The organism is Acinetobacter sp. FB, from assembly GCF_056033405.1.
Map to the genome: position 1 here is coordinate 757,471 of NZ_CM148502.1, position 22,645 is coordinate 780,115.

At 39.2% G+C, this 22,645-nt stretch carries 21 protein-coding genes; 9 read left to right on the forward strand and 12 right to left on the reverse strand.

What is annotated here, in order from left to right:
- Positions 1–12: 12 nt before the first annotated feature.
- From AC0JIQ_RS03620 to sdsA, 8 genes are all read right to left on the reverse strand, one after another.
- Positions 13–447, reverse strand: a complete 435-nt coding sequence (locus AC0JIQ_RS03620; protein WP_474202665.1) for a YbjQ family protein — start codon at positions 445–447, stop codon at positions 13–15.
- Positions 448–455: 8 nt separating this feature from the next.
- Complete coding sequence (locus AC0JIQ_RS03625; protein ID WP_004664510.1) at positions 456–806, reverse strand: YbjQ family protein; 351 nt, start codon at positions 804–806, stop codon at positions 456–458.
- Between the two features lie 110 nt (positions 807–916).
- Positions 917–2,377 (reverse strand): multidrug efflux RND transporter AdeIJK outer membrane channel subunit AdeK, encoded by a 1,461-nt coding sequence (gene adeK / locus AC0JIQ_RS03630; RefSeq protein ID WP_004664509.1) that lies wholly within the window; start codon positions 2,375–2,377, stop codon positions 917–919.
- 5 nt (positions 2,378–2,382) lie between these two features.
- Positions 2,383–5,556 carry a multidrug efflux RND transporter permease subunit AdeJ gene (gene adeJ, locus AC0JIQ_RS03635; RefSeq protein WP_346510697.1) on the reverse strand — a complete coding sequence of 1,058 codons (3,174 nt, stop codon included), beginning with the start codon at positions 5,554–5,556 and terminating at the stop codon, positions 2,383–2,385.
- A 12-nt stretch (positions 5,557–5,568) separates the two neighbouring features.
- Positions 5,569–6,825 (reverse strand): efflux RND transporter periplasmic adaptor subunit, encoded by a 1,257-nt coding sequence (locus AC0JIQ_RS03640; protein ID WP_474202666.1) that lies wholly within the window; start codon positions 6,823–6,825, stop codon positions 5,569–5,571.
- Entirely contained in the window at positions 6,812–7,462 is a 651-nt protein-coding gene (locus AC0JIQ_RS03645) for a phosphatase PAP2 family protein (RefSeq protein WP_004664505.1), read from the reverse strand. Before AC0JIQ_RS03645 ends, AC0JIQ_RS03640 begins: the two co-directional genes overlap by 14 nt.
- Positions 7,463–7,614: 152 nt before the next feature.
- Positions 7,615–9,666, reverse strand: coding sequence for a site-specific recombinase (locus AC0JIQ_RS03650; protein WP_474202667.1), 2,052 nt, complete (start codon positions 9,664–9,666; stop codon positions 7,615–7,617).
- A gap of 14 nt (positions 9,667–9,680) precedes the next feature.
- Positions 9,681–10,658 (reverse strand): All-trans-nonaprenyl-diphosphate synthase, encoded by a 978-nt coding sequence (sdsA, locus tag AC0JIQ_RS03655; protein ID WP_005214169.1) that lies wholly within the window; start codon positions 10,656–10,658, stop codon positions 9,681–9,683.
- Positions 10,659–11,107: 449 nt separating this feature from the next.
- On the opposite strand from sdsA, the gene rplU reads away from it, so the two are divergent.
- Both rplU and rpmA read left to right on the forward strand, forming a co-directional pair.
- A complete protein-coding gene (gene rplU / locus AC0JIQ_RS03660) occupies positions 11,108–11,419 on the forward strand; it encodes a 50S ribosomal protein L21 (protein WP_004664501.1) in 312 nt (103 codons plus the stop codon).
- A 17-nt stretch (positions 11,420–11,436) separates the two neighbouring features.
- Positions 11,437–11,691: a 50S ribosomal protein L27 gene (gene rpmA / locus AC0JIQ_RS03665; RefSeq protein WP_004640422.1), complete on the forward strand. Its 255-nt coding sequence runs from the start codon at positions 11,437–11,439 to the stop codon at positions 11,689–11,691.
- 73 nt (positions 11,692–11,764) lie between these two features.
- On the opposite strand, the gene AC0JIQ_RS03670 is transcribed toward rpmA, so the two are convergent.
- The gene (locus tag AC0JIQ_RS03670; RefSeq protein ID WP_474202668.1) at positions 11,765–12,628 is read right to left on the reverse strand and encodes a pirin family protein; all 864 of its coding nucleotides are present in this window, start codon (positions 12,626–12,628) and stop codon (positions 11,765–11,767) included.
- Between the two features lie 297 nt (positions 12,629–12,925).
- Here AC0JIQ_RS03670 and lolA point away from each other — a divergent pair, with 297 nt between their 5' ends.
- The 6 genes from lolA to AC0JIQ_RS03700 all read left to right on the forward strand — a co-directional run bounded on the left by lolA (position 12,926) and on the right by AC0JIQ_RS03700 (position 19,532).
- Positions 12,926–13,624 (forward strand): outer membrane lipoprotein periplasmic chaperone LolA, encoded by a 699-nt coding sequence (gene lolA, locus AC0JIQ_RS03675; protein WP_004664497.1) that lies wholly within the window; start codon positions 12,926–12,928, stop codon positions 13,622–13,624.
- Positions 13,625–13,814: 190 nt separating this feature from the next.
- Positions 13,815–15,290, forward strand: a complete 1,476-nt coding sequence (locus AC0JIQ_RS03680) for a carotenoid oxygenase family protein (protein WP_474203221.1) — start codon at positions 13,815–13,817, stop codon at positions 15,288–15,290.
- Positions 15,291–15,387: 97 nt separating this feature from the next.
- Positions 15,388–16,152, forward strand: a complete 765-nt coding sequence (locus tag AC0JIQ_RS03685; protein ID WP_474202669.1) for an RsiV family protein — start codon at positions 15,388–15,390, stop codon at positions 16,150–16,152.
- Between the two features lie 117 nt (positions 16,153–16,269).
- On the forward strand, positions 16,270–17,541 hold the full coding sequence (serS, locus tag AC0JIQ_RS03690) for a serine--tRNA ligase (RefSeq protein ID WP_474202670.1): 1,272 nt from the start codon (positions 16,270–16,272) through the stop codon (positions 17,539–17,541).
- Positions 17,542–17,608: 67 nt separating this feature from the next.
- On the forward strand, positions 17,609–18,982 hold the full coding sequence (gene cysG / locus AC0JIQ_RS03695) for a siroheme synthase CysG (RefSeq protein ID WP_474202671.1): 1,374 nt from the start codon (positions 17,609–17,611) through the stop codon (positions 18,980–18,982).
- Between the two features lie 79 nt (positions 18,983–19,061).
- A complete protein-coding gene (locus AC0JIQ_RS03700; protein ID WP_474202672.1) occupies positions 19,062–19,532 on the forward strand; it encodes a tRNA (cytidine(34)-2'-O)-methyltransferase in 471 nt (156 codons plus the stop codon).
- A 9-nt stretch (positions 19,533–19,541) separates the two neighbouring features.
- Here the strand turns inward: AC0JIQ_RS03700 and AC0JIQ_RS03705 are convergent, their stop codons facing one another.
- Both AC0JIQ_RS03705 and AC0JIQ_RS03710 read right to left on the reverse strand, forming a co-directional pair.
- Positions 19,542–19,922, reverse strand: a complete 381-nt coding sequence (locus AC0JIQ_RS03705) for a VOC family protein (protein WP_474202673.1) — start codon at positions 19,920–19,922, stop codon at positions 19,542–19,544.
- A gap of 26 nt (positions 19,923–19,948) precedes the next feature.
- Complete coding sequence (locus tag AC0JIQ_RS03710; RefSeq protein ID WP_474203222.1) at positions 19,949–20,323, reverse strand: winged helix-turn-helix transcriptional regulator; 375 nt, start codon at positions 20,321–20,323, stop codon at positions 19,949–19,951.
- Between the two features lie 117 nt (positions 20,324–20,440).
- Between AC0JIQ_RS03710 and AC0JIQ_RS03715 the strand changes: the two genes are divergently transcribed.
- The gene (locus AC0JIQ_RS03715; protein ID WP_004664484.1) at positions 20,441–20,995 is read left to right on the forward strand and encodes a flavodoxin family protein; all 555 of its coding nucleotides are present in this window, start codon (positions 20,441–20,443) and stop codon (positions 20,993–20,995) included.
- 53 nt (positions 20,996–21,048) lie between these two features.
- Here AC0JIQ_RS03715 and AC0JIQ_RS03720 read toward each other — a convergent pair whose 3' ends face one another.
- Complete coding sequence (locus AC0JIQ_RS03720; RefSeq protein ID WP_171062470.1) at positions 21,049–22,452, reverse strand: APC family permease; 1,404 nt, start codon at positions 22,450–22,452, stop codon at positions 21,049–21,051.
- Between the last annotated feature and the right edge of the window lie 193 nt (positions 22,453–22,645).

Consider the following 22,645-nt stretch of genomic DNA (forward strand, 5'->3'; position numbering starts at 1 on the left):
ATTTTTTTAATGTTAATGATGGACTGCCGTACCATAAGCAAATACTTCAACCATACCACCTTGCATACCTAATTCTGTGGTACTGAGACGAACTCCCATAATATGATTTGCGCCTATTCGATCTGCTTCTTGCTTGAGGCGGAGCATGGCTTCACGACGTGCACGTTCAACCACACTTTCATAACTGGTCAGGCGACCGCCGAAAAAATTCTGAATATTGGCAAGTACATATTTAAAGTAATCATGTGAGATTACAACATTGCTACTCACCAATTGCCCCTTTGCTGATGTTTCAACAAATCGATTGGTATCAATTCGAATATGGGCAAATCGTTTTTCTTTTTCATCTAGTTCACGTAAATGTTTTTGTTCGATATGACGACCAAATCCCCAACCGACTGAAAATAGAATCAAGAAAAGAATAACCTGAAAAATTAAGCCACTCATAGACATGCCTAAGCGTTAAATGGATCAGGAAGTTTTGGGGTGATCGGTTGGACTACGACCGCTGTTCCATAGACAAAGAGTTCAGATGCACCTTGAGCGATATTTGAGGTCGAGAAGCGGATTCCGACAACAGCATTTGCACCTAAACTTCGCGCTTTATCAATCATACGTTGAGTTGCTTCTTGACGAGATTCTTCAAGTAATTCTGTATAACCTGTCAGTTCACCACCCACGATGTTTTTCAAACCAGCCATAAGGTCACGACCAACGTGTTTACTACGAACGGTGCTGCCATAAACAACATCTAACTGACGTAAAATAGTATGCCCGGGCATAGATTCTAAACTGCTTAATAACATAGTATTTGTCTAAATCATTGATATGCTATCTTTGAAGATAAGAAAAATTTGCATGTGTTGCAATAAAAAAAGCTCACCGAAGTGAGCTTTTAAACCGAAAATAATCAAAATTATTGAGCGGCGTGAATTTGTGCGCTAGACGGTTGTGGATTTACTGTTTCACTTGTATTGGCTTTTAAACCACCACCAAGCGTTTTATAAAGTTCCACTTGGCTATTTAAGTTCGCTTGTTGTAACAACAATAAACCTTGCTCAGCCGAATATGCTGAACGTTGCGCATCTAATACGGTTAAGTAACTATCAATACCTGCACGGAAGCGAGCATTAGAAAGTTTATAAGTCGTATTTGTTGCTTCAACTAAACGACGTTGAGCTGTTAAACGATCACCAATATTGGCACGCGTTGCAAGTGCATCATTCACTTCACGGAAAGCAGACTGTACTGACTTTTCATAGTTAGCAAGTGCAATTTTTTGATCCGTTTCAGAAATCTTCACATTCGCTTTGCGTGTACCCCAATCGAAGATTGGCATGTTAATACTTGGTCCAATAGACCATAATGCATTTCCTGATTTGAATAAGTCACTCAAGTCAGTTGATGCATAACCCGCTGAACCAGTCAAACTAATGGTTGGGAATAATTGTGCTTTTGCTGCACCAATATTCGCACCAGCAGCACTAAGTTGATATTCGGCAGCTTTCACGTCTGGACGATTATTTAACAAATCACTTGGTAAGCCTGCACTTAACGCATTTTGCTGAGTGATACGAGTCACTTGTTGTTGAGGCAGCAAGTTCTGAGGAACTGGCTGGCCAACAAGCAAGTTTAACAAGTTCTGCGCTTGAGCAATTTGTGTTTTGTAGTTAGCAACGTCATTACGCGCAGTTTCAACTGAAATTTGTGCCTGACGCACAGGAATTTCACTATCAATCCCTACATCGAAACGTTTCTTATTCAGATTAAATGAATCTTGTTGCGCTTTGAGGGTTTGATCTGCGAGTTTGAGTTGCGCACTGGCAAATGAATAATTCAACCAAGCTTGAGTGACTTGGCTGATTAAACTGATTTGCGTTGCATCACGTGAACTTTGAGTTGCAAGATAACTGTCTAAAGCCGCATCTTTTAAGCTGCGTACGCGTCCCCAGAAATCAAGCTCGTAAGAGGTGAGACCTAAACCAACTTGATAAGTTGAATAAGGATTATTCGGATCACGAGAAGGGCTGACTTGGCGCACAGCACTACCGCTTGCCCCGATTGTTGGCAATTGATTATTTTCTGAGATTTGATATTGCTGTTGAGCTTTTTGGATATTCAATGCAGCAGTACGTAAATCGCGGTTATTAGCAAGAGCCAAATCAATGACCTGTAATAAACGTTGGTCAGCAAAAAAGTCTTTATAACCTTGTTCAGCAATCGATTTTCCAGAAGCATTACCATAAGACGCGTAGCTTTCAGGAGTATTTGTGCTCACAACAGGCTCTGGCCCGCGCATACTTTGGCAGGCAGCCAAAGAGAGCGCGAGTGCAGAGATTGCAATGCCACGACTGGAAATAGACCAAACAGTTTGCATCACGATCAATGCTCCTGAGTATTTAAAGTTTTAGGTTTGTACTTAAAGATACTACGAATCCACACGAAGAATACAGGGATGAAGAAGATACCTAAAAGTGTTGAAGAAATTACACCACCAAGTACACCATAACCGACTGAGTGCTGACTACCAGCACCAGCACCGCTTGCTAACGCTAATGGTAAAACACCAAAACCAAAAGCAAGTGTTGTCATGATAATTGGACGTAAACGCATTTTTGCAGCATGTAAGGTTGCATCAAATAGATCTTCACCTTGCTCCTGCAATTCTTTAGCAAATTCTACAATTAAAATTGCATTTTTGGCAGAAAGACCTATGACTGCTACGATCGCGACTTGGAAGTAAATATTAAAGGACAGGTTTGGATCGCCCTTAATCACCATACCCAACCATGTCAATGTAAAGGCACCGATAATACCTAAAGGTACAACCAATAATACAGAAATCGGAATTGCCCAACTTTCATATAATGCCGATAGACATAGGAATACAATCAATAACGAAAGAATCAGTAAAGGCAGGGTCTGATTACCAGAATCACGTTCTTCTAAAGATAATCCAGTCCATTCATAGTCGAAGCCTTGTAAGCCCATAGACGGTAACTTACCAATGATTTCTTCCATTGCCAACATTGCATCACCAGAGCTAACACCCGGTGCAGGAGTACCTTGAATATTGACTGATGATACGCCGTTATAACGTTCTAAACGTGGTGAGCCATACGTCCATTCGCCTTTAGCAAATGCTGAGAATGGAACCATTTGGCCTTTGTTATTGCGTACATACCATTTGTTTAGGTCTTCGGGCATCATGCGAGTATCCGCTTCACCTTGGACATAAACTTTTTTGACACGACCACGGTCAACGAAGTCATTGATATAAGAGCCACCCCAAGCCATGCTCATGGTGCTATTAATATCACTAATACTGACACCCATTGCACCAGCTTGCGCTTGATCAACAGTGATTTTGTATTGAGGTGTATCTTCTTGACCATTCGGACGAACACCTGCAAGACGTTTGTCTTGTGATGCCATACCTAAAATTGCATTTCGTGCCGCAATCAGTTTTTCATGGCCTTGACCACTGACATCTTTCAACTGGATATTAAATCCTGATGATACGCCTAATTCTGGCATAGCAGGCAATTGTAATGGCATGATGTAAGAAGCATCTTTTACAATCATATTGAGTGCCATACCACGCTGAATAATCGCACCAATTTGTGATTCAGGTGTTGTACGTTCGCTCCAGTCCTTCAATTTAATGAAGGCGAGACCCGCATTTTGACCGACCCCAGTGAACGAGAAACCAGAAACGGTAAAGATCGAATCAACATGATCTTTTTCCTTATGCAGGAAGTAATCGGTCATTGTAGTGATAACTTTATCAGTACGTTCTAAGCTAGCGCTTGGCGGCAACTGAACTAAAGTCATAACTACGCCTTGGTCTTCTTCTGGTAAGAAAGAAGATGGCAACACTTTGTATAGACCAACCAAACCAGCAATCACTACGATATAAATGATCCCAGAGAAAATTTTATGGTGTGTCATGCGATTGACACCACCTTGGTATTTCACTGAAAGTTTATCGAAGCTACGGTTAAACCAACGGAAGAAGCGCGCAAAAATATTATTACTTTCTTGCTTGTTCGGATCATGTTGCTTTAACAAAGTCGCACATAGGGCAGGGGTAAACGTTAATGCAACGATTAAAGATAAAATCATTGCAGTGACTAAAGTGATTGAGAACTGGCGATAAATAACCCCAGTTGTACCACCAAAAAATGCCATTGGTACGAATACCGCTGTTAATACACTGGTAATACCAACCAATGCACCAGAGATTTGCCCCATCGATTTTTCAGTCGCTGCTACAGGCTCTAAGTGCTCTTCTTGCATGACACGTTCGACGTTTTCTACTACAACGATCGCATCATCGACCAACAGACCAATCGCTAGTACCATAGCGAACATCGTCAGCGTATTGATCGAAAAGCCAAAGATATTAATGACAGCAAATGTTCCCAATACAACAACAGGAACTGCAAGGGTCGGAATGATTGTTGCGCGCCAGTTTTGTAAGAACAGGAACATTACGATAAATACCAACACCACAGCTTCAATCAGTGTGTGAACTACACTTTCAATAGATAGCTTAATAAATGGCGTTGTGTCATACGCAAGTTTGTCTTTTAAACCATTTGGGTAGTTATTGCGTAGTTCAGATAAGCGCTTTTCAACGGCAGCAGCGGTATCAAGTGCATTTGCACCCGTTGCAAGTTTAATTGCAACACCACCTGCAGGATTACCATTGAATTTAGAATCAAATTGATAGTTATCAGAACCTAATTCAACACGTGCAACATCGCTCAAACGAACTTGTGCGCCATCCGCAGTGTTTTTAAGGAAAATATTTCTAAATTGCTCAGGTGTTTGCAACATACTTTGTGCATTTACAGTCGCATTTAAAATTTGACCCTGAACTGCTGGAGCACCACCTAATTGACCTACTGCAACTTGAGCGTTTTGTGAACGTATAGCCGCAGCAACATCTGAAGGTGTGAGATTAAAGCTGGTAAGTTTCGCTGGATCTAACCAGATACGCATTGCATAAGAACCACCAAATACAGTGACTTCACCGACACCTGCAACACGACTAAGTGGTTCAGAGATGTTTGAGTTTACATAGTCTTTAATATCTGATGCAGATAAGCTGCCATCTGGCGAGTAAAATGCAACAACTTGCATAAAACTTGCACCAGACTTAGTCACTCGTACCCCTTGACGTTGTACGTCTTCAGGTAATAGTGCTGTAGCTGATTGAAGTTTGTTTTGAACTTGAACTTGAGCAATATCTGGATCAATACCTTGTTCAAAGTTTAAATTGATAGATGCTTGACCATTACCTGCACTGTTTGAAGAAATATAACGTAAGCCATCCAAACCATTCATTTGTTGTTCGATGATTTGGGTAACTGTATTTTCAACTGTTTCAGCAGATGCCCCAGGATAAGTTGCGGAAATCGTTACCGTGGGGGGAGCAATTGTTGGATATTGCGCAACGGGCATTTTTGTCAGCGTGAGAATACCCGCCAACATAATGACCAGCGCAATCACCCATGCAAAAATCGGGCGATGGATAAAAAATTGAGCCATGCAATCTACCCCTTAAGCTTGTGAAGTAGCTTTTTGTTCAGCTTTTGGTGAATTGACTTGCTTTTGTTCGCTTGCCTGAGGGGCAGCATTCTGATCTTGTGGTGCTTTTGCTTGTGGTTGATAAGGCTTAGCAGAAACTTCTTGCCCTTCTTTGACCTTAGCAACGCCATCGACTACAACTTTATCACCAACTTTTAAGCCTTCAGTCACAATCCAATCTTGACCTTTTACGCCGACTGTTGTGATAGGGCGAGTTTCAATTGCACCTTTCGCATTTACGATCAGTGCGATTGCTTGACCTGTTGGTAAACGTGTTACAGCCGCTTGAGGAATCAAGTAAGCATTCGGTAGAACCGCTTGAGAAATTTTTGCAGTTGCATACATACCCGGTAATAACAGATGATTTGGGTTTGGGAATACCGCACGTAAAGTCACTGTACCAGTTTCTGGATTAACACTAGCGCCAGAGAATGCAAGTTGTCCTTCTAATGGATAATCTGAACCATCTTCAAGTGTAATTTTGACCCGAGTATTGTTGCTATTGTCTAAGCTACCTTTGCTAAGTTGCTGGCGCAGACGCAATAGTTCAGCACTTGACTGATTGATATCAACATAGATTGGGTCAAGTTGTTGAATCGTGACTAAAGGATCAGCTTGATTTGCTGTGACTAAAGCACCAGAGGTAACTGATGAACGACTCGATTGTCCAGAAATAGGTGCTCGAACAGTTGAGTAACCTAAATTAATTTCAGCATTTTTAAGCGCTGCTTGTGATGCTGCGACATCTGCTTCAGCGAGTTGAACTTGAGCATTGATATCATCATATTCTTGTTTAGAAACAGCATTAGTTCCAACCAATTGACGATAACGACCTTCTTTCACACGTAGCGCATTTAGATTTGCTTGCTGACGCAATAAGGTTGCACGAGCACTATCAGCAGTTGCACGATTTGTATTCGCATCAATTTCATAGAGTGCTTGACCTGCTTGTACATAACTGCCTTCAGCAAATAAACGCTTTAAAATGACGCCGCCTGTTTGTGGGCGAACTTCTGAAATTTGATATGCAGACGTTCGACCCGAAAGTTCTACGTTTTGTTCAACGCTTTGTGGTTGTGCAACGATGACACCGACTTCTGGAGGTGGCATTTTTTGTGCAGCAGCAGTTTGCTGTGCATTTTTAGGATCTTTGCTACAACCAACAAGCGCAATGCTTGTTGCTAATGCGCAAGCAGTCAGGGCAGGTGCCCAAAGCTTAGCCGACATCATTATTCCACCTCAATTTAGATTTCTTATCTAAAAACAAATTGTTGCTGAAATTGCTTTGATACAGCCAAAACCAAAGCAATGAAGTCCAAATCAACCCAATTCCCCAACCTGTGAGTACGTCAGTCGGAAAGTGAACCCCTGCGTAAACTCTAGATATCCCCATGAAAATAAACCATAACGTAGATACTAAAATGACACTAATGCGATATTTATGTTGCTGAAGCAATAACATCATTAAACTCGCAAGGGTTGCTGCATAAAGGCTATGGGCACTTGGGAATGATGCGCCATAGCTTTGAACTAAGTGATAAAACTCCAAGGGTCTTGGTCGATCAATACTCCATTTCAGAAGCCAACCAATCACAATACTTCCACCCACACTCAAAGTGATAAAAATCACATTCTTATAGTTTTTAATCCAAGTTTGATAAAGACACAAAAAAGTGGTTAAAAATAATAAAAATGGCATCCCACCTAACAGAGAAAGTAGAATTGTCACGTGGTTAAGCGTCAATGAACGGTGTTCAAAAAAAGCTTGAACACTAAAAAGGTCTAAATTTGATGTGTTTGGAAAAATGAACCCAATCACACCCAATCCTAAAAAAAAGCAACCAATACAAAGCAGTAGGTACGGCATGCGAACCTCATTTTTTGCTTAACCATTGTTCAGGGTTATCGAATGTTTTGAAGTGTACTCGCGAGTACACTTTTGGTCAAGTCTTGAAATTTTATGATAATTTCATTTTCATATTTTTATAAGCTTCATTAAAAAAACATAACAAAATTCGATTAATGTCTCACTTTTTGCTCAGTTTTATTTTGTTCTTCTAACTGTACAGGTTGGCTAGGGGGCCAAAAAAAGTCACTTGGCCGAGTTAAGAAATGAGTCATCACTAATTTTGCGAGTGGTTTCCATTGAGCGAAGCGGACGCGGCGGGCACGAAGTGCAACAATAATTGTCAAGGTAAAGCTGACAAATAAGTTAGTCAGGCCGATTAGCATAACCCCTAAAAAAGACACGATGATTAAACCAATATCAGGGCTACCGATGGTCATAAGGCCTTGAATAAAATTGGCAGATGCAAAGGCAATATGTCGAATATCTAAAGGTAAACCAAGAATAAAACCAATCGTCCCCATACTGCCAAGCATGATGCCAAAAAGAAAATTACCAGCTAAAGCCCCAAGATTGGTTTCAATATAATTGGCAAATTTATCTAAACGTTGTTGTCCCATCCAGCGTTTCAAACGCTGGTGTTGTTTTAAGCGAGGACCAACCTTTCGGTAGACGGCCAAATTATCGAAGTAGCCTGCAAGTAGTCCTGAGAAAAATAAGCATATTCCAGCAATTGCAGCATGGGGTACAGCTAACGAAGTAAACGGATTTAGATCATGTAAGGTTTTGGTTGCTTTTGTTGATGAAAGCAAAGGTTCGTGTAGATTGTATTGCCATAAAAAAGTAATTAAAGCTGCTACTGGTATAGCAATCGAAATGTTACCGAGGATTGCAATAAATTGAGTTCGAATAATGTTGATAATCAGAGCAGCCAATTCAGCAATTTGAGCTGTTTTACTGCCTTTTTGATGTTGTACTGTTGCGGCAAGTGCCGCCGCTGTCATCGCAGGTTGTTTAGTTGCTACGGTAAAGTGTAAGACATGGATAAGCATGAAACCTAATGCATAATTCATACTATATAAAAATGCATGTGTAAAAGGTGCGAGCACTAAACGAGCAGTTAAAATCTTTAAAGTGGCCATCGTTGCGATAATTGCACCAGCGCCTGCTGCTGCTTTATACATACCAAAAAAGCCAGCTTTATCAGTACTTACATAATGTTCACCTGTTTTACTCGCATTTTCAGTGACCTGTAATGCAATCAGCTCACTGGTTGAGCTGAGTAAATGACGAACACTTTTTTCATCATAATGTGCCTTGGTGAAGTCGGTGAGTAATTCACCCAGTGCAAGATAGCGTATCTCGTTTTTACTTGCCAATAAGCTCAATAAAAGTTCAATACGATCAATTGCTTGCTCAAGTAGAGACAATAAATAGGTTAAGCTAACACTCACACCAATACGTTTAGTTGCACGGCGAATTTTGAGCACAACTTCACGACATTGATCTAGCATCACGAATGCCTGAGAAGCATCAGGTGGTGGCATTACAATAACCGCATCTTGATCATCAATTTGTTTTTTATATTTCTCGATGAATTCAACAATTTCTCGATTTTGAACTAAGAAGGGAGATTCATATTCAATAATATCTGGCTGAGCATTAATAAATTCAGGATATAAACCTATACCACTGATTCGATAAGACAAAACGGTAATCGCTTTGATTAACTCATTTTTAGAAATTTGTTTTTCAATCGTATTGCTTTGGCTTTCGGCTAACAGATTAAATAAAGTGATCCAGTCTTGATTCTCAATCAGATCAAGCCATTGGCTATCTGTTTCTTGGTGAAATACTTTTCCAATAAGAGTCTTTAACTGCTGACCGTCTTCAACCAATGGAAGAAAGTGCGCGCCAAGGCGTTGACTCAGCTGATTCCAAAAGCCATCTAATGAAAGAATACCGCTATCAGCATATAAGCTAATCTGTTTGTATTGGCTAATCAGTTTGAGTAAGAAATTTTGTAATAGGAGCGCAGACGTCGGCGTCAATAATAATTTTTTGATGAAACCCTGAATCTGTTGTTTAACTTCGTCCGCATCCTTTGGATTTTTTGGTCGTAAGCGGTTAATTAATTCGATGATAATATTTTCATCTAAAACAGCTTGGTTTTGATCAAGCTGTTCCTGCATTTTTAAAAATAAATCAGATAAAGTTAAATGCATAGGCACTCATAAAATTATTGAAGTCGATGTAAGGCCATTAAGGTCAAATTAATCAGTGCTTGGCGATATTCATTATCTGGTAGCGCTTTAAGCGCCTCTAAAGCTGCATCCGTTTCTTGTTGGGCACGTTTTTGACAGTAGTCTAAGCCGCCTGAGTTGTGAACAATTTCAATGACTTTGTCCAAATGCTCGATACCACCTGTCGCGATACTGCGACGAATAATCGCATGATCATCTCCAGTTGAATGAGCTAATGCTGAAATTAACGGTAAAGTAGGTTTACCTTCCATTAAATCATCACCAATATTTTTACCTAATGTGTCGGCATCAGAGGTGTAGTCCAAAATATCATCAATAATTTGGAAGGCATTACCAAAATGACCAGCAAAACGACGCAAAGGCTCTCGATATTCTTCAGTGCCAGCTAAAATTGCTGCGCCTTCTGTTGCAAGCTCAAATAAACGCGAAGTTTTACCGTGAATAATTCTGAGATAGGTTTCTTCAGTGGTATCAGGTTGATGTTGTGATTGTAGTTGAAGGACTTCCCCCTCAGCAATTTCACAGGTTCCTGTTGAAAAATCTTTCAGTAAGGTAATGTTATTGAGATCAACTAGTAAGTCGAAAGCACGCGCGATTAGAAAGTCACCGACCAAAACTGCAGTTTGATTATTCCAAGTGGCATTTGCGGTTGGGCGGCCACGGCGTAAGTTGGATTCATCAACGACATCATCATGCACCAATGTTGCAGTGTGTAGCATTTCGATAATTGCAGCTAAATGTTGAGCATGTTCCATGTTTGCGACGCCGCAAGCACGAGCAGCAAGTAAACACATGATTGGGCGCATACGTTTACCGCCAGCTTCAACAACATGTTTACTGACAGACATAACAAGACCAACTTTAGAACTTATACCTTCATTGATCAGGTGATCCATCGCAGCAAAATCTGTCGCAACAGGGGAGAGAATGTCTTGCTTGAAATCGATAACCATATGAAGGAAAACCTCGTATAGGTGGATAATGTTGCCAAGTGTATCAATTAATTTATTGCTAAACAGTTATACAAGTCATGTAATCTGTGATTTACAACAAGACGGTGAGTTTTTTGGTCTTAATTTAGGCAAATAAAGGCAATTCTCTATAAACCGATATCACTCTACTTATGACTTGATAAAAACACAGTTTGTTATTGTCGCAATTTGTTTTTAAAAATGTATTTCAAATTTTGATCAGAATCAATCAAAACAAGCCGACATCAATCTAATTGATTTCATTAAAAAATCCAAGCAACTTATCAATATCTTTGCATTTGTGCAAAATGACTTGTTGTTTGATCAATTTTCACTTAAAATTTGTCCCCTTGTATAACCCCAGTGGCGTTCGTTTTAAGCTCGGTATATCCCTTTATCGACACGACGACACGGGCATGTTGGAGTACATTATGTACGCAGTAATCCAAAGCGGTGGTAAACAGCACCGTGTTGTTGAGGGTGAAACCCTTAAAGTAGAATTGTTGAAAGCAGAAACTGGTTCAACTATTACGTTTGATGACGTATTGATGGTTGTTAACGGTGACAGCATTCAAATCGGTGCTCCAGTAGTAGCTGGCGCAAAAGTAACTGCAGAAGTAGTTGGCCATGGTCGTCACGACAAAATCCGCATCATCAAAATGCGTCGTCGTAAACACTACCGTAAGCAACAAGGTCACCGTCAATGGTTTACCGAGTTGAAAATTACTGGTATCGCAGGCTAACTCAGGAGTAAATAGACATGGCAACTAAAAAAGCCGGTGGATCGACGAAGAACGGTCGTGATTCGAATCCTAAGATGTTAGGTGTTAAAGTTTACGGTGGTCAAACTGTAACTGCTGGTAACATCATCGTTCGTCAACGTGGTACAGAATTCCACGCTGGTGCAAATGTTGGTATGGGTCGTGACCATACTTTATTTGCTACTGCTGACGGCGTAGTAAAATTTGAAGTGAAAGGTCAATTTGGCCGTCGCTATGTAACTGTTGAAGCTTAAGCTTTAATGGTTCAAAAAAACCCGCTTTTAGCGGGTTTTTTATTGGTCTTCATTTTGAAATGGATCATTAGTTTTAGTACTTGCCAAATACACCCGTTTTTAAGTCTTCATAGGCTTGTAGAATTTCTTCATAACTATTCATTACGAAAAAACCATGCCCATTAACAGGTTCCTGTAAAGGTGGAGCAGATAGAAATAAGATGTCGCAATTTTCTAAAGCGGTGATTGAAACATCGGTCTCAAAACTAGACATCATCGCGATGGCTTGTTCCTCTAAAAAGTCTTCATCTTCAGCAAATTGCGCCTTACCGCGACGTACATAAACTAATGTTGTATCTCCATGAGCTGCCGGCAGAATAATTTGATGTCCTTTATTTAAATGAACATCAAACACATTCATTGGACTAAATGTTTGAGCAATACCTTGAATATTTTCAAATTGCCCTGCAACAATACGGACATAACCAGCATCGTGTTCTAATAATATTTTTGGAATCGTATTATTCGATAAGCTTTGATAGCGAGGATGTGACATTTTATCTTTAGCTGGTAAATTAACCCATAATTGTACCATTTCAAAATAGCCGCCTTGCTCTCTGAATTCTGGGCTGAAATGTTCAATATGCTGTACCCCAGAGGCAGCTGTCATCCACTGCACATCACCTTGTTTAATAATTCCCCCATGCCCAATTGAATCTTGATGCTCTAATTCCCCAGCAAAAACGAAGGTCACGGTTTCAAAACCACGATGAGGGTGTTCGTGGACACCTTTTTTATTACTTTTAGGCTCTAAAATACCAGGTCCAAGATGATCTAAGAGTAAAAAAGGTGAAGTGGTATTACCCAACTCCTGATAGGAAAATACGGAAAGAGCAGGATAAAAGTCACCGATGGCAAAGCGGGTATCATTACGGTGAATAAAGGCAAGGCTTTTCATTCGTTATACTTCTAAATAGAGCTTATAGTAGACTAACAAAATCTAATTTTTCGTCTAGCATATTGTTGATAAACAGTTTCTCATTTCAGACATAATCATTAAAAATGTATTCTTCTTTGATCTTTATCGCTAAGCACTTTTATTATTACAATTTCTACATAAAGGCTGTAACTTCATACATAATGCAGAACTTTGCGACACGAATTACACAAAACCAATGCTTTTCTTCATTTTTTAAATGATCAAAAACAGTAAGATGTCGTCATAACAGTAAAAATCTGATAGAAGGTTCATTTTATGAATTTCGTAAAAAAAATCGCTTATGCAACAACTTTAAGTGTAGCTACACTTGCTCCTGTTGTGAGTAGTCAGGTATTTGCTGCACCTGTGGCTGCATCGACTCAGCAGGCGACGAATAGTTTGGTTCAACAACTCTCTGGCTTACAAAGATTCACAGCAGATTTTGAACAAAGTACCAAAGTAGCTGCGAGTAATAAAGCAGTTCAGAAAAAAGGTTTAACTGCGCAACATATGAATCAGACTTTTAAAGGTTCAATGAAAGTTGAACGACCTGGAAAGTTTTATTGGGAAACCACAAGTCCTGCTAAACAAACGATTGTGACCACAGGTAAAGTAGTCTGGATTTATGATCCTGATCTTCAACAAGCTGTACGTCAAAGTTTGGATGATCAAATTGCGAATACCCCAGCGCTTTTACTGTCAGGTAATACCAATCAGATTATGCAATCTTATCGCGTAACGCAGCCTGATCGTAGTAAGCTTTATTATACTTTGTATCCAAAACAAGAGGATGGAGCATTCCAAAGTTTAACGATTAGTTTTGGTGCAAATAAGGCACCTAACTTAATGGTCTTACAAGATTCTTTAGGTCAAACAACGAATGTTCGCTTCACTAATGTAAAAGTTAATCCAACTATTCCTGCATCAGTTTTTAATTTCACGCCACCGAAAGGTACGGATATTATTGATCAGTAAATGATAAAGGATAAGTGAAAAGCAACCTGTGGGTTGCTTTTTTTATGATAGGACGACATTAATAAAAATTTCTTTAGAAGTTCAACAGTCTAGAGATTAATACTATCTATTCATCTTGAAGTTTATTGGATTTAAAAGATGGTTTATTTTATTCTTAGTAGATAAGAATTCAAGAATATTTTTAATAAAAATGAAAGATTTGGCTGATCAGAAAGCAATTCATAATTATCCTAGAATGACAGTGTTGAAATCACTGAAGAATGTTCTAAAACAAAAAATAATTAGGATTATTGGTTTGTTCTTAAGACGGCATGCCTCTCGTAATGAGAAGGATATTTATCAAAAAATTGTATACCGACCTGTAAATGAAACTGAGATTTCAAACTTTAAAGTGACTGGAGAAATCCCAAAGCACTTGCATGGTTTATTACTGCGAATTGGTTCGAATCCAATCTATGTCAAAAAATCAACATTGTTTGAATGGTATTTGGGTGATGGCATGGTTCATGGGCTGAAACTGCAAAATGGAGAGGCGATCTGGTTTAAAAGCAAAATGATTGCAACAGATATAGTCCAGGAAAATAAAAAACAGCAATCTATACAGGGCTATAGGCGGGGTGCTCATGATGTTGTTAATACAAATATCTTTAAGCATGCTGGAAAGCTGTGGGCTGTGATTGAGGCAGGTGCTTTCCCAATCTGCTTGGACTATGAACTAAATACGGAACGTTATCAGCTTTTTAACAGTGATGCGGATCTGCCGTTTACCGCACATCCTCGTAAGGATCAGAAAACGGGGCACTTACATGCGATTTGTTACGATGCTCTGGATCGTAAAAATGCCTATTACCAAGTGATTGATGGGAGGGGTGAGTTGATTCATGTGACTCAAATTTATTTACAACATGGTCCGATGATTCATGATTGCCTCATAACAGAACAGGATGTGATCGTTTTTGATTTTCCTCTCACATTTTCCCTCACTCGGTTATTTACAGGCAAGAGCGTGCCTTATCAATGGAATGAACAACATCAAGCCCGTATTGGTATTTTAGCGAAGTATGGAGAAGCTGAGAGTATCCGCTGGATCAATGTTGCTCCTTGTTTTATTTTCCATGCCGCGAATGCTTTTCGAGATGATAAAAGCCAAATTATATTAGATGTTTTAGTACATAAAAACGATTTTGAACATTCTCAACATGCGGCCTATGAGGATCAACATGCGATATTGGAACGTTGGATAATTGATTCGAATTTAAAGAGTATTAGTAGAATTATTGTGGATACTGATATTCAGGAATTTCCAAAAATTGATGAGCGTTATACGGGAAATTCCTACCGTTATTTATATACTTTGGCTTTTCCACAAGATGGCTTATTCAATGTTTTGAAAATCCATGATTTGGTTTTAGAAACCAACCGCACTTATGATTTTGGTCAGCAATGGGTCATGGGTGAGGTAACATTCGTACCTGAGCATGCGCAAAGTGTTGAGGGACAGGGTTATTTAATAACGTATTTACACCACATACACGGCGAAGCCTCAAAAGTGGCGATACTTAAAGTGAAAGGCGTAGAGATGAGTGTTCAAGCTGAAATAGAATTGGGAGTCCGTGTGCCGTTAGGTTTTCACTGTAACTGGATGAGTTTTGAAAAAGAGGAATAAGTTTCATAATTGATGACTGGCTAAAAATGTAGATACATTTCTTAATTTTATCTATAGGCAAGGCTTTGTATAGTTAAGAAAAACATCAGAGACTTGTATGACGATGAACTTTACACAATTATCAAAAATTATTCCGCTTCTTCCTATCCTGACAGTTATTGCATTAACAGGTTGCCAACCTAAAAAAGATACAACTAATGAAAAGGACAAAGTAGATATTCCACTCATTCAAGCGAAAGTTATTGCAGTCAAAATACCCAAACAAAAAGTCTGTTTAGAAGATGGTTGTACCAAGTATGATTTACAAAACGTTGAAACCAATCAAAAATGGATTGATGAATATTTTCTCAATCGTATGAAAAAAGCTGAGCCGAATGCATTTTCGAACTTAGCTGATCAACAGGTAAAAGTCCCTGCTGGTGAATCATCACTCAGTGAAAGTAGTACCTATGTACGTTTTGTAGGGCAAAATTATAATTTGGCGACTTTCGCAATTCAGACTTACTCATATTCAGCTGGTGCTGCGCATGGTATGTCACATCAAGAATTTGTGAATTTTGATTTGTCGAATAAGAAACATATTACTGTTGCAGAGTTGTTGAAACCTGAAATGAATCAAAAACTTCGTGATGAGTTATATGCAGCTAATCAAAACTGGTTAGATGATCACCAAATTAAGAAAGATCAATTGCAAGTCAGTGATAATTTTTATTATGGAGTAAATGGTATTGTATTTGTTTATCCTCTATATGAATTGGCTTCATATGCAGAAGGGATGAGCGAATTAACTTTACCGTATTATTCAGCCAAAAAGTTTATCAAGGCTGAATATTTGCCAAGCTTACCTAAAGAGCCAAATTAGTTGTTAGTCAGCATCTAAACATTGTTTATAGATGCTGATAGTTTATTGCCAATCGCTGTATTTTTTTAGGTTAAAGCCTTACACTATAGCCAGTTTTTTCTCTATTCATGATTGATTATGATCGACCCAAAATTACTCAGAAATAATATTGAAGCAGTGAATGCTGCTTTAGCAAAACGTGGTATTCAGCTTAATGTACAAGAATGGGCTGACTTAGAAGTTCGCCGTAAAGATTTACAATCCAAAGCTGAAAATTTACAGGCTGAACGTAACGCTGGTGCAAAACAAGTTGGTCAAATCAAAAAATCGGGCGGAGATGCATCTGAAATTATGGCACGTATGGCTGCCATTGGAGATGAAATCAAAGCGGCTGAAGTTGCGCTTGCTGAGTTGCAAACTGAACTAGAGCAAAAATCACTGGCGATTCCAAACTTACCTGATGAATCTGTTCCAGAAGGTAAAGATGAAAGTGATAACTTAGAAATCTTAAAGTGGGGCACACCACGCCAATTTGATTTTGAGATCAAAGATCATACTGATCTTGGTGAGTGGATGGGTGGGCTTGAGTTTGAAACAGCAACCAAATTAACAGGTTCACGTTTTAGCGTACTCAAAGGTCCATTAGCGCGTTTACAACGTGCTTTAACCCAATTTATGTTGGATACGCATACCCTTAAAAATGGTTATACCGAAGCTTATGTACCTTACTTGGTCAACGCGGATAGTTTACGTGGTACAGGTCAGCTACCTAAATTTGAAGAAGACTTATTCAAGTTGCAAGGTGAAAAAGAATATTACCTGATCCCGACCGCAGAAGTGCCAGTAACAAACTTTGTGCGTGATGAAATCTTAGATGCAGATCGTTTACCACTTAAATACGCAGCACATACACCATGTTTCCGTAGTGAAGCAGGTTCTTATGGTCGTGATACCCGTGGTTTGATTCGTCAACATCAGTTCGATAAGGTCGAAATGGTGCAAATTTCAAAACCAGAGCACTCAATGCAGGCGCTTGAAGAACTAACTGCACATGCAGAGAGCATTTTGCAAGCATTAGGCTTACCATATCGTAAAATTTTGCTCTGTGGTGGTGATATGGGTTTTGGTGCAACCAAAACTTATGACTTAGAAGTATGGGTGCCAAGCCAAAATACCTATCGTGAAATCTCAAGTTGCTCAAACATGGGCGATTTCCAAGCACGACGTATGAAAGCACGCTACCGCGTAGATCAGAAGAAGATCGAATTGGTGCATACTTTGAATGGTTCAGGTTTAGCTGTTGGTCGTACTTTGCTTGCAGTGATGGAAAACTATCAACGTGCTGATGGTTCAATCGAAATTCCTGAAGTTTTACGTCCATATATGGGCGGTATTAGTTATATCGACTAAAATGCATCGAATTTGTGCATAGTTTTTGCTTTAGCTCAATCAGATCTAAAAAATATAGAGGCGTATCGTGGAAATTTTCCCAATCTCTTTAAAGTTGCAGCAGCAACGTTGTCTGATTGTGGGTGGTGGGCATATTGCCTACCGCAAAGCAAACTTATTAGTCAAAGCTGGTGCAATTATTGATGTGATTGCGCCAGAGATTGAGCCTGATTTGCAACAATTAGTTGAGAAGTCACTGGGTCAATATATCCAAGCCCCTTTTTCTGTAAATATTTTAGCAACGCCTTATCGCCTAGTGATTGCAGCGACAGATCAGCCTAATGTGAATAAAGCTGTCTTTGAGCAATGTGAGATACGTAATCTTCTCGTCAATAGCGTAGATGATATTCCAAATTGTCGTTTTATGGTACCTGCAATTATTGATCGGTCACCACTCGTTATTTCTGTGGCTTCAAATGGAGCTTCGCCTGTTTTATCACGTCAAATTCGTACACAGTTAGAAAGTTCTATTCCACATGGTATGGGTAAATTAGCTGAGTTTTCTGGTCAATGGCGTAAACAGGTGAAAGAAAAAATTGCGAATCCAGATGAGCGTCGTATTTTTTGGGAAAACTTATACGCAAGTCCACTAAAAGAGCAAGTCTTTAATGACAATCTTGAGGTGGCAAATAATTTAATTGAACAAGCCTTAACAGAATGGACTGCACCGAAAGGTGAAGTCTATTTAGTGGGTGCGGGTCCCGGTGATCCAGAGTTGCTGACTTTAAAAGCATTACGCTTGATGCAACAAGCTGATGTGGTAATTTATGATCGTTTGGTTTCTGCACCGATCTTAGAGTTGTGCCGCCGTGATGCTGAAAAGATTTATGTTGGTAAAGCACGTTCTAATCATTCAGTCCCACAAGATGGTATTAATGCTTTGTTGGTTGAATATGCGAAAAAGGGTAAGCGTGTTTGCCGCTTAAAAGGTGGTGATCCATTTATTTTTGGGCGTGGTGGCGAAGAGATTCAAGAATTAGTTGAAGCTGATGTTACGTTCCAAGTTGTGCCGGGTATTACAGCCGCGTCAGGGTGTTCTGCTTATGCAGGTATTCCACTCACGCATCGTGATTACGCGCAAAGTGTACGTTTTTTAACAGGACACCTTAAAGAAGGATCACCAGAACTTCCTTGGAGTGAGCTAGTGTATGAAAACCAAACTTTGGTGTTATACATGGGCTTAGTTGGTTTAGAACGCATTTGTGAGCAATTGATTGCTCACGGCCAGCGTCCAAATATGCCAGTTGCACTTATTTCCAAAGGTACTACGCCAGATCAAAATGTGGTTGTTGGAACTTTAGCTGATATAGCGACCAAAGTATCTGAGCATCATATCGTAGCACCGACTTTAACCATTATTGGTGAAGTAGTCAGTCTGCGTGAACAGTTAAAATGGCAATAAAATTTCCTTTATGGCGTTGTCGTCATTCCAGATCTATTTAATAAATAGATCTGGAGAATTTGAATAGTAGAGAAAATTTGTGATTCATGTTGTCCTATACGAACCAGAAATACCTGCAAACACAGGTAATATTATTCGTTTGTGTGCCAATACAGGTGCTCAATTGCATTTAGTGAGACCTTTAGGTTTTGAACTAGATGATAAGAAATTGAAGCGAGCAGGTTTGGATTACCACGAATGGGCAAGAATGCAAATTTGGGACAATATCGAACTCTGTCTTGCCGATTTAAAAACCAAAGGTGTTGAGCATGTTTTTCCACTGACTACTAAAGGTACAGCGACACCGCATACTGTCGATCTTAATCGTCCAGTGGCTTTGTTGATGGGACCTGAAACTCGTGGTTTACCTGAACAAGTGCGTTTAATGTTCCCACAAGAGCAATGGATTCGTCTGCCTATGGCTGAAAATTCAAGAAGCTTAAACCTCTCTAACGCAACTGCAGTTATTGTCTATGAAGCGTGGCGGCAGCAGGATTTTAAACAACTTTAGTTTCTGAGGTTAGAGATCACCATACGGGCTTGCAACAACCAAGGTATAACCGTTCAGATCTTTAAACCAAATCTCTCGATGGTGTGCGTTAGGATTGTATTTCGGTCCTTCTAAAATTTCGATTTGATGAGTTTGTAATTTTTGAACAATCTCATCAAATCGATTGCTTTCAAACCACAATAAAACCCCATTTCCAATCAGCCGTTTGGGGTCACCGATATGTGAGTGGTCATGAGCTTGCCATTGGTGCAGTTGTAACACCATATGCTGCTCAAACAACAATTGCTCATATTCTCTGCCACCATGTCCGCTTTCTAAACCAAGTATTGTTTGATACCACTGACTGGTTTTTTCGACATCAGCTACCGCAATTAAAGGCTGTGGATACATACACACACCTCACTGAATGATTAGAATTACTGTTCTTGTATTGCATCAAAACGTTGCTGTGCATAAATGACTTGTTCAATATTACTCTCTGCCCAGTCTTTCAATTGATATGCCATTTTTGCGACTTCTAAGCCGAGGTGGGTTAATGAGTAATCAACACGAATGGGTGCAGTATCTTGTACTTGTCTTGCAATAAATCCATCTCGTTCTAACATTTTTAATTTTTGTGAAAGCACTTTTGGGGAAATACCCTGAATACTTTTTTTGAGTAAATTAAAATGCTGAGTTTCTCTTGCAAGTATATTGATGATCAACAAAACCCATTTATCTGCAATTTTTTCAAAAAATAATCGAGCAGGGCAATGTTGTTGATAAATATTATATTTTAATGCCTGATTCATATTTTTAACCCTCGATTTATTCATTTAGCACACCTAGTTACCGACTGGTAACTAATTGACACCTAGTTTCTAAAATATATCATTAAATCGAACTTTTTAAAAATTTTGGATAATCTCATGACAAAAATTGCAGTTGTATATTTCTCTGGTTATGGTCACACCAAAGTAATTGCACAAACTTTTGCACAACCGATTGATGCTACATTAATTGAAATTGATCAAAATGGTGAAATTACAGAACAAGATTGGCAAACGTTAAATGATGCCCAAGCGATTGTATTTGGTGCTCCAACATACATGGGAACAGCACCTTGGCAATTTAAGAAATTTGCTGATGCTTCCTCAAAGGTATGGTTCACACGTGGTTGGCAAGATAAAGTTTTTGCAGGCTTTACAAACAGTGCGAGTTTAAATGGTGATAAACAAGTGACGTTGATTCAATTACAAACCTTAGCTTCTCAGCATGGTGGTATTTGGGTGAGTTTAGGTTTACTTCCAGCCAATACCAAAGCTGCAAAACGCGAAGATGTGAATAATTTAGGCGGTTCTGTTGGTTTACTGGTTCAATCACCTTCTGATGCGAGTGTAGATGAGATTCCAACAGGGGACTTAGAAACAGCGAAGCTGTATGCGGAACGTGTTAAATCAATTGTTGAAAAACTGCATAGCTAAGTTTTTGAGTTAATAAAAAGGCGCATTCAGCGCCTTTTTAGATTTAGATGATTTTATTCGTGTTCATTGTGTTGAGGGGCATTATATTTAAAGCCTTTGGTTTTATAGCCTAAATATAAAACACCAAACATTGCCCACCATAAACCGTATTTTAATGCTGTATCTTCAATTTCCAGCCACATAGCGAAGACACTCAGGAAGCCACAAAGAGGAATGATGACAAAGTTTAAAATATCTTTGAAATTCTTTGTGCGGCCATCACGTAATGCATAGCGAGAAATCACTGAGAGATTCACAAAAGTAAATGCAATCAAAGCACCAAAGCTGATCATTGAAATCACAACATCCAAACTCATAAAACCAGCGCTTAATGCGACCAATCCTACAATGATAATATTATAAGATGGGGTATATGTTTTATGACTAATATGGCCGAAGATTTTCTTGTTGATGACACCATCACGACCCATTACATACATTAAACGGGATACACCTGCATGAGCCGAAATACCAGATGCCATGACAGTCACAATTGCAAACGCTAAAACGTAAGACTGGAACAGCGAACCACCAACCAACAATAAAATATCTGGCTGCGTTGCTGCGACATCTTGGAAGTAACTTTTTGGATCATTTGGAAAGTAAATTTGCATAAAGTAGGTGCTGATAATAAAAATTACACCTGCGAATAATGCAGTCAAGAAAATCGCTTTTGGTAAGGTCTTTTCAGTATCTTTGGTTTCTTCTGCTAGAGAGCTTAGTGAGTCAAAACCTGTAAATGAAAAGCACAGTAAAGTCGCACCTGTAATTAACGCACCAATAGAGGTTAGCTCATTCCAGAACGGTTGTAAGCTCCAAAGTTGATAGCGTGTTTCTGCAGTAATCGGACCTTCTGCGTTATATCCCATTTGTAGTTTGTTATAAACTAAATAGGTGAATACACCGATGACGATCAGTTGAACTAAAACAATCAAGCTATTAAAGTTTGCAACAAAACGAGCACCACGTAAATTAACACCAGTCATAAAGGCTGTTAATACAATCACCCAAACCCAATGATTTACATTTGGAAATAAGGCATCGAGATAGATTCCCGCCAAGATGATATTGACCATCGGTGATAGTAAATAATCGAGCCAAGAAGACCACCCCACCATAAAGCCAACATTTGGATGGATTGATTTTTGAGCGTAAGTATAAGCCGATCCAGAAGATGGATAACGGCGAATCATGTGCCCATAGCTTAGCGATGTAAACAAAATCGCAATCAATGCCACAATGTAAGAGGTAGGAACATGGTGATGACTTTCTTCTGATACCAGACCGAAAGTGTCAAACAAGGTCATCGGTTGAATATAAGCTAAACCAATAATGATAATGTGCCAGAGACCTAGCGTTTTTTGCAGTTTAGCTACCGATGGAGTCCCAGAAATATTTGTCAACGGCGTTATCCTCATAATCGTTGATCAAAGATCAGCTATGGTTTTAAGGGTCATTTGAGACAAAAACGGCCCCCGCTACAAAAAAAAGAAGTGCGCCAATTTATCGTAAATTATTATAAATTGTCAGTACTTTTATGCTTCTTTTAGCAATTTTTTTGCCAATTCGCCAAAGAAATAGATGAATAAAGATTCACTTAAAATAGCAAAA

Coding starts and splice junctions, on each gene's coding strand:
- AC0JIQ_RS03620 (WP_474202665.1), bottom strand. CDS start 447: ATGAGTGGCTTAATTTTTCAGGTTATTCTTTTCTTGATTCTATTTTCA.
- AC0JIQ_RS03625 (WP_004664510.1), bottom strand. CDS start 806: ATGTTATTAAGCAGTTTAGAATCTATGCCCGGGCATACTATTTTACGT.
- adeK (WP_004664509.1), bottom strand. CDS start 2,377: ATGCAAACTGTTTGGTCTATTTCCAGTCGTGGCATTGCAATCTCTGCA.
- adeJ (WP_346510697.1), bottom strand. CDS start 5,556: ATGGCTCAATTTTTTATCCATCGCCCGATTTTTGCATGGGTGATTGCG.
- AC0JIQ_RS03640 (WP_474202666.1), bottom strand. CDS start 6,825: ATGATGTCGGCTAAGCTTTGGGCACCTGCCCTGACTGCTTGCGCATTA.
- AC0JIQ_RS03645 (WP_004664505.1), bottom strand. CDS start 7,462: ATGCCGTACCTACTGCTTTGTATTGGTTGCTTTTTTTTAGGATTGGGT.
- AC0JIQ_RS03650 (WP_474202667.1), bottom strand. CDS start 9,666: ATGCATTTAACTTTATCTGATTTATTTTTAAAAATGCAGGAACAGCTT.
- sdsA (WP_005214169.1), bottom strand. CDS start 10,658: ATGGTTATCGATTTCAAGCAAGACATTCTCTCCCCTGTTGCGACAGAT.
- rplU (WP_004664501.1), top strand. CDS start 11,108: ATGTACGCAGTAATCCAAAGCGGTGGTAAACAGCACCGTGTTGTTGAG.
- rpmA (WP_004640422.1), top strand. CDS start 11,437: ATGGCAACTAAAAAAGCCGGTGGATCGACGAAGAACGGTCGTGATTCG.
- AC0JIQ_RS03670 (WP_474202668.1), bottom strand. CDS start 12,628: ATGAAAAGCCTTGCCTTTATTCACCGTAATGATACCCGCTTTGCCATC.
- lolA (WP_004664497.1), top strand. CDS start 12,926: ATGAATTTCGTAAAAAAAATCGCTTATGCAACAACTTTAAGTGTAGCT.
- AC0JIQ_RS03680 (WP_474203221.1), top strand. CDS start 13,815: ATGAAAGATTTGGCTGATCAGAAAGCAATTCATAATTATCCTAGAATG.
- AC0JIQ_RS03685 (WP_474202669.1), top strand. CDS start 15,388: ATGACGATGAACTTTACACAATTATCAAAAATTATTCCGCTTCTTCCT.
- serS (WP_474202670.1), top strand. CDS start 16,270: ATGATCGACCCAAAATTACTCAGAAATAATATTGAAGCAGTGAATGCT.
- AC0JIQ_RS03705 (WP_474202673.1), bottom strand. CDS start 19,922: ATGTATCCACAGCCTTTAATTGCGGTAGCTGATGTCGAAAAAACCAGT.
- AC0JIQ_RS03710 (WP_474203222.1), bottom strand. CDS start 20,323: ATGAATCAGGCATTAAAATATAATATTTATCAACAACATTGCCCTGCT.
- AC0JIQ_RS03715 (WP_004664484.1), top strand. CDS start 20,441: ATGACAAAAATTGCAGTTGTATATTTCTCTGGTTATGGTCACACCAAA.
- AC0JIQ_RS03720 (WP_171062470.1), bottom strand. CDS start 22,452: ATGAGGATAACGCCGTTGACAAATATTTCTGGGACTCCATCGGTAGCT.